10 protein-coding genes are annotated in these 11227 nt (G+C 67.5%); 8 read left to right on the forward strand and 2 right to left on the reverse strand.

Annotation, left to right across the window (positions count from 1 at the left end):
* The 8 genes from IP78_RS10740 to IP78_RS10775 form a co-directional block, all read left to right on the forward strand.
* Positions 1-1866, forward strand: a 1866-nt coding sequence (locus IP78_RS10740) for a DUF4175 family protein (RefSeq protein WP_054111682.1), incomplete at its 5' end; no start/stop codon positions are given.
* Positions 1863-3647, forward strand: coding sequence for a hypothetical protein (locus IP78_RS10745; RefSeq protein WP_054111683.1), 1785 nt, complete (start codon positions 1863-1865; stop codon positions 3645-3647). The genes IP78_RS10740 and IP78_RS10745, both read left to right, overlap by 4 nt.
* A 76-nt stretch (positions 3648-3723) precedes the next feature.
* Positions 3724-4695 carry an NAD-dependent epimerase/dehydratase family protein gene (locus IP78_RS10750; protein ID WP_156320375.1) on the forward strand — a complete coding sequence of 324 codons (972 nt, stop codon included), beginning with the start codon at positions 3724-3726 and terminating at the stop codon, positions 4693-4695.
* Positions 4695-5543, forward strand: a complete 849-nt coding sequence (locus tag IP78_RS10755) for a sugar phosphate isomerase/epimerase (protein WP_231680993.1) — start codon at positions 4695-4697, stop codon at positions 5541-5543. Before IP78_RS10750 ends, IP78_RS10755 begins: the two co-directional genes overlap by 1 nt.
* Positions 5540-6508: a hypothetical protein gene (locus tag IP78_RS10760; RefSeq protein WP_054111686.1), complete on the forward strand. Its 969-nt coding sequence runs from the start codon at positions 5540-5542 to the stop codon at positions 6506-6508. Before IP78_RS10755 ends, IP78_RS10760 begins: the two co-directional genes overlap by 4 nt.
* Complete coding sequence (locus IP78_RS10765; protein WP_054111687.1) at positions 6505-7326, forward strand: glycosyltransferase family 2 protein; 822 nt, start codon at positions 6505-6507, stop codon at positions 7324-7326. The genes IP78_RS10760 and IP78_RS10765 overlap by 4 nt, the downstream gene beginning before the upstream one ends.
* A complete protein-coding gene (locus tag IP78_RS10770) occupies positions 7323-8453 on the forward strand; it encodes an FAD-dependent oxidoreductase (RefSeq protein ID WP_054111688.1) in 1131 nt (376 codons plus the stop codon). Before IP78_RS10765 ends, IP78_RS10770 begins: the two co-directional genes overlap by 4 nt.
* Positions 8450-8848: a GtrA family protein gene (locus IP78_RS10775; RefSeq protein ID WP_054111689.1), complete on the forward strand. Its 399-nt coding sequence runs from the start codon at positions 8450-8452 to the stop codon at positions 8846-8848. The genes IP78_RS10770 and IP78_RS10775 overlap by 4 nt, the downstream gene beginning before the upstream one ends.
* Positions 8849-8947: 99 nt before the next feature.
* On the opposite strand, the gene IP78_RS10780 is transcribed toward IP78_RS10775, so the two are convergent.
* Both IP78_RS10780 and IP78_RS10785 read right to left on the reverse strand, forming a co-directional pair.
* The gene (locus IP78_RS10780) at positions 8948-9925 is read right to left on the reverse strand and encodes an NAD-dependent epimerase/dehydratase family protein (protein ID WP_054111690.1); all 978 of its coding nucleotides are present in this window, start codon (positions 9923-9925) and stop codon (positions 8948-8950) included.
* The gene (locus IP78_RS10785) at positions 9922-11226 is read right to left on the reverse strand and encodes a UDP-glucose/GDP-mannose dehydrogenase family protein (protein WP_054111691.1); all 1305 of its coding nucleotides are present in this window, start codon (positions 11224-11226) and stop codon (positions 9922-9924) included. Before IP78_RS10785 ends, IP78_RS10780 begins: the two co-directional genes overlap by 4 nt.
* Position 11227 lies beyond the last annotated feature (1 nt).

The raw sequence follows: 11227 nt of genomic DNA on the forward strand, positions 1-11227 counted from the left end.
GCTCGCGCCGGAGAGGCGGCAAGCCTCGACCTGAACCCGCCCTGGTCCCGGCGATCCATCGCCGTCGCCTGGGCGGCGGCTGTGGTTCTCGCCGCCGCGATCCTGCTGTGGCCCGCCGCCCGCACCGAGAGCGCCGCCTCAACCGATCCGACCGCGCCAGACGCATCCGGTCCGCCCGTCCTGACATCGTTCCGCCTGCGCATCGTCCCGCCCGCCTACACCGGTCTGCCCGCCCGCGAGCAGGCGACGCTGGACGCCAGCGTGCCGGAGGGCTCTCGGCTGGAATGGACCGTCGGCCTGTCACCCGCCCCGGCCTCGGCCGCCCTGTCCTTCCCCGAGGCCGCGCCCCTTCCGCTCGTCCGAACCGGCGAGGCCTGGTTCGCCAGCCGGATCGCCAGCCAACCCTTCCTCTATCGCGTCGAGGCCCCCGATCTGGCGCGCCAGCGGCTGGGCCGCATCGACGTCGTCGCCGACGCCCCGCCGGCCATCCGCCTGATCGAGCCCGACAGCCAGCTGGTCCAGATCGCGCCGGGCCAGACCCGCTGGACCGTCGTGTTCGAGGCGTCGGACGACTACGGCGTGATGTCCGCCGCCACCCTGCGCATCACCTTGGCCAAGGGCGAGGGCGAACAGGTCACGGTGACCGAGACCACGCGGGGTATCGCAGGCACCGGAGAAGCGCGGCAACGGCGATTCGCCGTCACCTTCGACCTGGCGCGCGAAGGCATGGAGCCCGCCTCGGACATGATCGTGCAGCTGATCGTGACCGACAATCGGCCTAGCGGGGCCCAGAGGGTCGAGGGGCCGAGCGTCATCCTGCGCTGGCCCTCGGCGTTGGGTCTGGCGGATGGGTTGGACGGCATGGCTCAATCGGTCTTGCCGGCCTACTTCCGCAGCCAGCGCCAGATCATCATCGACGCCGAGGCCCTGATCGCCGAGCAGCGGCGGCTGGACCGTCAGACCTTCATCAGCCGGTCCAACGCGCTCGGAGGCGACCAGGCGACCCTGCGCAACCGCTACGGCCAGTTCCTCGGCGGCGAGAACGAGCCGGTCGGCAACGCCCTTCCCACCAACGACGCCCCGGCGCGCCCGGTGGTGGCGCCGCTGCCGACCAATGACGCCCCGGCGGCCTCGACGACCCAAACTCCGGCGCGGACCCCAGAGCGGCCCCCCCTGGAAGAGGGCCACAGCTACGACGATGGCCACGACCATGGCCCGGCCCCGGAGGGTGGCGGCTTCTTCGGCTCGGCGGTGGATGTGCTGAACGAATTCGGCCATGCCCATGATAGCGGCGATGCCGCGACCCTGTTTGACCCCGGCACACGATCCACCCTGTCCCAGGCGCTGGACGCCATGTGGGCCTCGGAACGGGCTCTGCGACAGGGCGAACCGGCGCAAGCCCTGCCCCATGCCTACCGCGCTCTGGACCTGCTGAAGGAAGCGCAGCAGGCCACGCGCATCTTCCTGGGCCGCGTTGGCTCGGACCTGCCGCCCGTCGACATGTCGCGCCGCCTGACCGGCGAACGCGACGACATCGTCGCAGGCGCTCTTGCCCCCGCCCCGGAACGCGGCCCGGAGAGCCCGGCCGTGACCGCGTGGCGTGCGCTGGAGGACCGGCCCGGCGCGCGCCCGGGACTGGAGCTCGAGACCCTGGACGCCTGGGTGCGGCAGAACGCAGGCCGCATCGCCGACCCCTTGTCGCTCCGCGCCGCCATCGACACGGTGCGGTCCGAACCCACCTGCGCAGACTGCCGGCGCCGCCTGCGCGTGCTGTTGTGGAGCGCCATCCAGCCTCGCGCCACGGCCGTCGAACGTCGTGCCACACCACCGGCGCGCGGTCGCCGCTATCTGGACGCCATCCGATGAGCGGGCCGTCCGACCTGTGGCTGGTTTTCCTGATCGCCACCGGGGTGGCCATTGGCCTGATCCGCCTTGCGTTCTGGCGACGCGGAGCCCCTCATGGCGCGGCAGGGCCATCTTGGCGTTTCCCCGCCCTGCTCACCCTGAATCTGCTCGCTGCCGCGCTGCTTTATCTGACGCTTGACCCACCCGATGTGGGTCTTCGCAGCGGCCATATGGTGGTGCGAACCGCCGGCGCTCCAGTTGCAGTGGACGCTCGGCCCGGTGATGTGATCGTGAGCCTTCCCGAGGCCTCTCTCGGCGTGGGCGAGAGGGTTCCGGACCTCGCCACGGCGCTTCGCCGTCATCCAGAGGCTGGTCGGCTGCGCGTGCTCGGCAACGGTCTGGTCGCCAGAGACCAATGGACGGTCGACCGGCCTGTCGACTTCGATCTCGCGAGGCCACCCATCGGCTTCACTCACCTTGAGCTCCCGCAGCCCGTCGCGCCGGGCGCGCGCTTCACTGTCAGCGGCTCTGTAGGCTCCGTGGCGAGCGGCACCGTGGAACTGGTCGACCCTTCCGGTGCCGTCGTCGCGCGCATGCCGGTGACATCAGGCTCTCGCTTCGCTGTGCAGGGGGCGGCGCGCGCGGCCGGATCAGCCCTTTTTGACCTTCGCCTGAAGGATGCTCGTGGGCAGGTCCTGGAGCGGATCGAGATTCCCTTGCAAACGCGCGAAGACTCGCCGCCTCGCGTCGTCGTCATGGCTGGCGCGCCGGGTCCCGAGCTTCGCTTCCTTCGCCGCTGGGCTGAAGGCATCGGCATCGATCTATCCCTACAGTTGGCCTTGGGCGCGGGTGTCGATCTCACCGTTCGACCGGTGCCGATCACCACCGCCCGCTTGTCCGAAGCCGATCTGCTGGTCATCGACGAACGCCGCTGGGAAATGCTCGGCGGCGACGAACGCGCCGCTGTTCGCGCGGCGGTCGCGGGTGGAATGGGCTTGCTGCTGCGGCCGACGGGGCCTCTGTCGCAGACCACGCAGAGCGACTGGGCAGCGCTGGGTGCGCCGCTGACGGGCGGCGAGACCTTGCGCCCCCTTGCGGTGGAGGCCGCCTCCGGGACCCGTCCCGACCCAACTCCCCCAGATGACACGGCCGCACCGGTTCCCGAACTGGTTCGCCGGGACTTCGTCCAGGCTGGAGCCGAGTCGGCAACGCTGCTCAGCGACCCAGACGGGGTGCCGCTCGCGACCTGGCGGCCATTTGGCGCTGGCCGCGTCGGCGTGTGGATGGTGGCCAATAGCTACGCTCTGGTCCTCTCGGGCCAGTCAGAGCGCTACGATGCCTTGTGGAGCCGCATGTTCTCCGTGCTGGCGCGCGGCGAAGGGCAGCCGTCCCCTCGGCTCGACGGGATGGCCCGGGCCGGGCAAAGAGCCAGCCTCTGCGGGATTTCCGAAGACGACGTCATGATCGCCCCGACCGGGGCCCGGACCCAACCCCTTCTGGATGCGCGCGCTGGGCCGTCGAGTTGCGCCGCCATCTGGCCACGGGACGCCGGCTGGCACGCCGTGATGCGAGGCGAGACCGAGCTCGGTCTGGTCTATGTCCATGGTGCGGATGCGGCACCGTCCCTCCTCGCCACCGAGCTTGGAGCCAAGACGCTGGACCTCGCCCATGCCGCCGTGGAGCGGGAACAGGCGGCGTGGCGCCAGACGACTGATGGGTCTCCCTGGCCCTGGTTTCTAGGGCTGATCGCGGCTCTGACGAGCCTTTGGTGGCTGGAACGAAAACGTTCGACCAGCGGGTAGACCAGCCACGGTCCAAGGCTGTCCCAAACGTCCGCGAGCCGTTAAACTTGGCCCGGGGACTGAGGTGGGGCTTGGCATGAGGGACGCGCGACCCAGCTGGGGACGCACGGCGCTGATTGGATCGACTGGGTTCGTGGGCGGCGTGCTCGCAAGCCATGTCGCTTTCGATGCGGCCTATGCGTCAGCCACCATCGACCGCATCTCTGGCGAGACGTTCGACACCGTGATTTGCGCCGGCGCGCCAGCGACCATGTGGCGGGCGAATGCGGACCCGGTCCGCGACCTGGCGAACCTGGAGAGCCTCGTCAACACGCTGACCAGGGCCAGGATCGAACGGCTGGTGCTCATTTCAACGATCGCGGTGCTTGCCGATCCAGCGGCCGGGGCAGATGAGACGACGACGGAGTTCGAGACGACCCTCGCCTATGGTCGGCATCGTCGCTGGCTGGAGACTGCGCTCGCCGAACGCTTCCGGACGTTGATCCTGCGCCTTCCGGCCGTGTTCGGCCCGGGTCTTCGGAAGAACTTTCTCTTCGACCTGCGCCACCCCATGCCCGCTTTCCTGAAGCCGGATCGTTTCGAGATCCTGCGGGCTCGACTGCACGGCGGCCCCGCCGGGACGCTTCAGACGGTCTATATCGCCGACACGGCGACCGGCCTGATGACACTGGACCGCGACGCCCTGTCGGATCATCCAGAGGGTGCGGCCCTGATCGAGGCGGTCGTGGACGCCGGGTTCAGCGCGACGGCGTTCACCCATCCCGACAGCCGGTTTCAGTTCTACGGGCTGGGCAGCCTCGCCGATGACATATCGGCAGCAGTCGCCCTGGATCTCGATCTGCTCCACCTGGCGGTAGAGCCCTGGCGCGCGGGCGATCTTTGCGAGCGTCTGACAGGGCGCCCTCTCGCCCTCAGCGAGGCCCCTCGTCGGACGGAGGACATGCGCACGCTTCATGCCGAAGCCCTGGGCGGCATCGGCTCCTATCTGCGCTCCCGCGAACAGGTGATCGAGGCGATCCAGACGGATTGGGACGCAGGGTGCTGGTGATGCAGCTGGCTGTATCGAACATCGCCTGGCGGACGGACGAGGACGAAGCCGCACTTGATCGACTTCAGGCTCTCGGTGTCCAAGGACTGGAAATCGCTCCGGGACTGGCGTTTGCCGGACAGCCCGATCCGGTCAGGCCCGACCAGGCCGTCATCGATTCGTGGCGGTCCCGCCTGGAGAGACGCGGCCTCGCACTGGTTTCCATGCAGTCGCTGCTGTTCGGACAGCACCAGGCCAGCCTGTTTGGGGACAAGATCGGGCGACAGGTCTTCGAAACCGGCATGCAGGCGGCCATTGATCTGGCGGGAAGACTGAGGTGTCCGAACCTGGTGCTCGGATCTCCCGCCGCGCGCAGGATTCCCGATCATCTCGATCACGACGCCGCCGAACAGATGGCCATCGATCTCATCTATCGGCTGGGCGACCGTTGCCGTGCGATCGGAACCAGGATCTCGCTGGAACCGATCCCCAGGGCCTATGGTGCGAACTTCCTGAACACGTTCGCCGAGACGGTCGCATTCGTCCAACGGCTCGGCCACCCCTGCATCAAGGTCAATCTGGATATCGGAGCCCTGACCATGAACGGGGAAACGGCATCGACCCTCGACACCCTGCCAAGGACAGCGGACGTCATCGGTCACGTGCACATCAGCGAACCGGAGCTCGCTCTGGCACCTGCCGAGGTGTCTCGTCTGACCGAAATTCTCTCAGCCCTGCGCAGGGTTGGTTGTGGTCACTGGACCTCCATCGAGATGCGATCCACGGAAGGGGACAACCTGGCTCGCCTCGTGACCGGCGTGCAGCGGGCCCAGACGGCCATTCGCCAGAGCCAGGGCGACCAGAAATGACGGTGGAACACCTCGCCTCCTTCTGTCTCGTCGGTGACAGGGATGAAGGCCTGCCTGCGCGCCTGACCGAGCTTGTGGGGCATCTGGCCGAGAGGAACCGGCATTACGAAGTGATCCTCGTCATCGGCGAAGCCCATCGGCCAGAGGTGCTGTCAGCCGGCCGGGATCTGGCGCGACTGACCAATCTGCGCATTCTGATCGTTGCCGACGGCACCAATCCCTATCGACGTCGTCGACTGGCGGCGGCGGAGGCGCTGGGCGATGTTGTGGTCCTGACCGACCATAACGAAGCCGCGCGCTTGGACCTCACCGCGTTTGCTGAGCAGGCCCTGACCACCGGACGCATCGTGATGGGCGCGCGGCGGACAGCGAGGACAGAGCTGCTGGCACTTCACGGGCCCTTGCGTGTGCTCTCGGGATACCGCGTCGATACGCGCGACCTTCGAACGATCGCACTCCCCCGGACCAGTCTGACGCGGCTTCTGGCGCGCCCGACGGCAGGGCTCGATCTTCGATTCGAGGCGAAACGCGCGCCTGAACGCTATGTCCGCAAGTTGGTTGACGACCGCCATCTGACAGACCGACTGCTGAGGGGACGCCGGATCGACCTGCTCGTGGAGCTGATTTCCGCGTCCGGACCCCGGTTCCTGAAGGGCTTCGCCTTGATCGCGGTGTTCACGCTGATCGCATCCATCGGCTATGCGGCCTATGCGGTGGGTGCCCTGCTGCTGATCGAACAGCTTCAGCCTGGCTGGTTCACCATCTCCATGGCGCTCAGCGGCCTGACGGCCTTCCTGTCGCTATGGGCGGCGATCGGTTCTCTGGCCCAGGCCCGGCTTCTTGAACTCATCGACAGCCGCCAGCGCGACGAGGTGATCGAGGAGATCGGGGCTGTCAGCTTCTTCAGGGAGGCCGATCTGCTCAACGTCGCGCTGAACGACGGCTCCAACGGGACCAGCCCATGACGCCAGGCAGCGAACTTGCGCGGCGAAACTGGAGCGTTCCCGTGTTCGACGTCGAGGTCTTCGAGGCCCGTCGCACCCGCCATGCCGTGGTCATACCGGTCATGAACGAAGGAGAGCGGATCCGGGGTCAGTTGGCCTTGATGAAGTCGATTGGCCTCGACATGACGGCGGATATCGTCATCGCTGACGGCGGCTCGACAGACGGCTCTACCGATCCTGAATGCCTCCGGGCTCTGGGCGTTCGTGCCTGCCTGACCAAGCGGGGCCCCGGGGGCCTTTCGGCGCAACTGCGCTGCGCCTACGCGTGGGTGCTCGATGAGGGCTACGACGGCGTCGTGACCATCGACGGCAATGGCAAGGACGGGGTCGAGACCGTGCCGCGATTCCTGGCGGCGCTGGACGACGGCTATGGCTACGTCCAGGCATCCCGGTACATACGCGGCGGACATGAGGAAAACACCCCCTGGCTGCGTACCCTGGCGATCCGGCTGATCCATGCGCCCGTGCTGAGTCTGGCGGCCGGGCGATGGCTGACCGACACCACCCAAGGCTATCGGGCCTATTCGCGCGACTATCTGCTCGATCCCCGCGTCCAGCCGTTTCGGGACGTCTTCGTGCGCTATGAACTCCTGGCCTATCTGACCGTGCGGGCGTCGCAGCTGGGCTATCGCGTGCGCGAGGTCCCAACGTCACGCGTCTATCCGAAAGGCGAAGCCATTCCGACCAAGATCCGGGGGTTTCGTCCCCTGTTTGATCTCCTGGTCGTGCTGTGGCGGACCATTACCCGCGCCTATCATCCAAGGCTCGACCCGACATGAGCCGGCCGGCCTGGGACGCGGTGGTCATCGGCGGCGGCTTCTTCGGCTGCTGCCTTGCCCTGGTGCTCCGAACCGCCTGCGACCGCGTTCTGCTTCTGGAACGCGAGCCAGAGCTTCTGACCCGAGCTTCAAAGGTCAATCAGGCGAGGGTGCATACGGGATTTCATTATCCGCGCAGCATGATCACCGCGCGCCGGTCGCGGGCTCTGCAAGCCCGGTTCACCGCGGCCTTTCCAGACGCGATCGTTCGCGATTTCCGGATGCTTTACGCCGTGGCCCGGCATCGTTCGAAGGTCACCGCGTCGCGCTTCTCGGCCCTGTTCCACGCGCTGGAAGCCCCCTTCACCCAGGCCAGTCGCGCTGACACCGCCCTGTTCGACCCCGAGCAGATCGAGGCGGTCTATGCCTGCCAGGAGTTCGCCTTCGACTGGCGAGCCTTGCGCCAGTCCCTTGCCCAACGATTGGATGCTGCTGGCGTCGTCGTGCGAACCGGACTGGAGGCTCGCCGGATCGCCAACATGGAAACCGGCCTGCGCATCGAAACGGGCGGCGGAGACTTCATCGCAGATGCTGCGTTCAACGTCACCTATGCGGGCCTGAACGATCTGGCGCTCGCGTCCAGCCTTCCAGGGCTGGCCATCAAGCATGAATGGGCTGAGGTCGCGCTGGTGGCACCGCCCCCTGACCTGTCCAACCTCGCCATCACGGTGATGGACGGTCCCTTCTTTTCGACCATGCCCTATCCGGCAGAAGACCTGCATTCCCTGACGCATGTCCGCTACACGCCCCATGCCGCATGGACCGATGACCGCACGGGGCCCACGCGGTCGATCGCCGAGACGCTGCCGCGTCAGTCGCGGGCGCGCGAGATGATCCTCGATGCAGCGCGCTACCTCCCGTGCATGATCGAGGCGCGGCATGAGCGATCGCTGTGGGACGTCAAGACGGTGCGAACACAGAACGAGATCGACGACGCCCGCCCGATCCTGATTCATCGGCACGCCGATTGCCCTCGCATGGTCAGCATTCTGGGGGCCAAACTCGACAACGTCTTCGACCTGCTGGAGGCGCTGCCCGCCATCGACGAGCGGTGGCGCGACGTGCGGCCCGAGGCGGTGTTCGCATGAGGCGGTCCTGGCGCTACCTCGCCGTGGTCGTGGTCGGCTTCGGCATCGACCTTGGTCTGGCGCTGATCCTGAACCGGTGGATCGGGCTGGACCTGACGCTGGCGGCGGCGGGCGGGTTCGTCGCCGCCCTCCTCACCAACTACCTGCTGTTCGAGACCTGGGCCTTTGGAACCGGCGAAAGCCGCCTGTCGTTGCGTCGGCTTGCGGCCACGGCGGCTTCGGCGCTGATCGCCCTGGGCGTCCGACTGACGGCGATCGCCGGTCTGACCCTGTGGATGAGGGCCTCGGATACCCTGACGGCCGCCGCCATCCTCGTCGCAGCGGCCGCCCTGTCCTTGCTGGTCAACTGGACCCTGGTCTCGCGGATCTTCAGCCGCGAGATCGAAGCAAGATAGGCCTCGAGCTGTCGGAGCGGTCGCTGTTTCGGCCGCCAGCTTTCCTTCGCCCTGCCGCGGCCAAAGCGCCAGGCGGCGAAGGCGATGGCTCCACCACGGTCAGACACCGCGCCAGTCGCGCCACCATCGGACGAAGCGGTCCAGGCCCTCGGCCAGCTCGACCTTGGGGGCGTAGCCGGTCAGGGCGTTGAGCCGGGTGACGTCCGCATAGGTGGCCGTCACGTCGCCAGGCTGCATGGGCCGCATGACCTTGACCGCCTCGCGCCCCAGCAGGCGCTCCAGCGTCGCGATCATGTCCATCAGGCCGACCGGATGGCTGTCGCCGATGTTGTAGATCTCGTGGCCGCCCTGCGCCGGAGGACGATCCAGCACACCGATCACGCCGTCGACGATATCGTCGATGTAGGTGAAGTCGCGCGCCATGCGCCCCTGCCCGAAGACCTCGATCGGCCGACCAGCCATGATGGCCTCGGTGAAGCCGAAGTAGGCCATGTCGGGCCGCCCCATCGGGCCATAGACGGTAAAGAATCGAAGGCCCGATTGGGGGAAGCCGTACAGCGAGGCGTAGCTCTGGCTCAGCAGCTCGCAGGACCGCTTGGTCGCGGCATAGAGCGACACCGGGGTTACCGCCGCGTCTTCTTCCCGGAACCCCTGCCCCGTCAGTGGCCGGTCGCCATAGACCGAGCTGGAGGAGGCGTAGACCAGATGCTCGACCCCACCATGGCGGCAGGCTTCCAGGACGGCGAGATGGCCCTGAAGGTTGGACCGCTGGTAGGCGAAGGGGTTTTCGAGCGAGTAGCGGACTCCGGCCTGGGCCGCGAGGTGGACGACGCGACGCACGCCCTCGGAGCGGACGATGCCGGCGATCAGATCGGGCTCGGCGATGTCGCCGCGCACCATGCGAAAGCCCGGATGGGCCTGAAGCCGCGCGGCGCGCAGGTCCTTCAGTGAGGGATCATAGTAGGCGTTGAAGTCGTCGACACCGATGACCGTCTCGCCGCGCTCGAGCAACCGCAGGGCCACATGCACGCCGACGAAGCCGGCCGCCCCGGTGACGAGGACGGGGCCCGCGCTCAAGGCTTTCCGACCCCGACGTATTCGAAGCCATCGTTGCGGGCCTGATGCGGGCGATAGATGTTGCGCAGGTCGACCAGCAACGGCCGCCGCATCAGCGTCTTCATCCGCTTCAGGTCCAGAGCGCGGAACTGGTCCCACTCGGTCAGGATGACCAGGATGTCGGCCCCCTCGACCGCCTGATAGGGGCCATCGGCGAAGTGGACGTCGCTCAGCAGGTGTCGCGCCTCGGCCATGCCCTCGGGATCAAACGCCCGCACCGTCGCGCCCATGCGCTGAAGCTCGGGGATGATCGACAGGCTGGGGCTGTCGCGCATGTCGTCGGTGTTCGGCTTGAACGTCAGGCCCAGGATGGCGACAGTCTGGCCCGCGATGTCGCCGCCGGCGGCGCGGCGGATCTTATCGGCCATGGCGAGCTTTCTCGCATCATTGACCTCCACCGTCGTCTCGATCAGGCGGACGGGGGCCTCGTACTGCTGGGCCGTGCGGACGAGGGCGATGGTGTCTTTCGGAAAGCACGAGCCGCCATAGCCAGGGCCGGGGTTCAGGAATTTGGAGCCGATGCGGCCGTCCAGACCGATGCCCTTGGCGACCTGCTGCACGTCGGCGCCGACCTTTTCGCACAGGTCGGCGATCTCGTTGATGAAGGTGATCTTCATCGCCAGGAAGGCGTTGCCGGCGTACTTGATCAGCTCCGACGTCCGCCGCGAAGTATAGACCACCGGGAATTCGTTCAGGCTGAGCGGGCGATAGAGCTCGGCCATGACGGCCCGGGCTCGCTCGTCCTCGACACCAATCACGACGCGGTCGGGGCGCTTGAAGTCCTCGATGGCGGCACCCTCGCGCAGGAACTCCGGGTTCGAGACGACCGCGAAGTGGGCATCCGGATTGGTTCGGCGGATGATGGCGTCGACCTCGTCGCCCGTGCCGACCGGAACGGTCGACTTGGTCACCACGACGGTGAAGCCCTCGATCAGTCCGGCGATCTCCTCCGCCGCCGCATAGACGTAGGACAGGTCGGCATGGCCGTCGCCCCGGCGCGTCGGCGTGCCCACGGCGATGAAGACGATCTCGGCGTTGCGGATGGCCTCGGCGCCGTCGACGGCGAAGGACAGGCGGCCCGCCTTGACGTTGTTGGCGACCAGTTCATCGAGGCCGGGCTCGAAGATCGGAATCTCGCCCCGGTTCAGCCGCTCGATCTTGGACGGGTCCTTGTCGACGCAGACGACCTCATGGCCGAAGTCGGCGAAGCAGGCACCGGAGACCAGGCCGACATAGCCCGTGCCGATCATGGTGACGCGCATG

This window comes from Brevundimonas sp. AAP58 (assembly GCF_001295975.1).
Classification (GTDB): Bacteria; Pseudomonadota; Alphaproteobacteria; order Caulobacterales; family Caulobacteraceae; genus Brevundimonas.

What these genes read in the sequence shown, in the direction of transcription:
- IP78_RS10745 (WP_054111683.1), top strand. Translation starts at nt 1,863, where the DNA reads ATGAGCGGGCCGTCCGACCTGTGGCTGGTTTTCCTGATCGCCACCGGG.
- IP78_RS10750 (WP_156320375.1), top strand. Translation starts at nt 3,724, where the DNA reads ATGAGGGACGCGCGACCCAGCTGGGGACGCACGGCGCTGATTGGATCG.
- IP78_RS10755 (WP_231680993.1), top strand. Translation starts at nt 4,695, where the DNA reads ATGCAGCTGGCTGTATCGAACATCGCCTGGCGGACGGACGAGGACGAA.
- IP78_RS10760 (WP_054111686.1), top strand. Translation starts at nt 5,540, where the DNA reads ATGACGGTGGAACACCTCGCCTCCTTCTGTCTCGTCGGTGACAGGGAT.
- IP78_RS10765 (WP_054111687.1), top strand. Translation starts at nt 6,505, where the DNA reads ATGACGCCAGGCAGCGAACTTGCGCGGCGAAACTGGAGCGTTCCCGTG.
- IP78_RS10770 (WP_054111688.1), top strand. Translation starts at nt 7,323, where the DNA reads ATGAGCCGGCCGGCCTGGGACGCGGTGGTCATCGGCGGCGGCTTCTTC.
- IP78_RS10775 (WP_054111689.1), top strand. Translation starts at nt 8,450, where the DNA reads ATGAGGCGGTCCTGGCGCTACCTCGCCGTGGTCGTGGTCGGCTTCGGC.
- IP78_RS10785 (WP_054111691.1), bottom strand. Translation starts at nt 11,226, where the DNA reads ATGCGCGTCACCATGATCGGCACGGGCTATGTCGGCCTGGTCTCCGGT.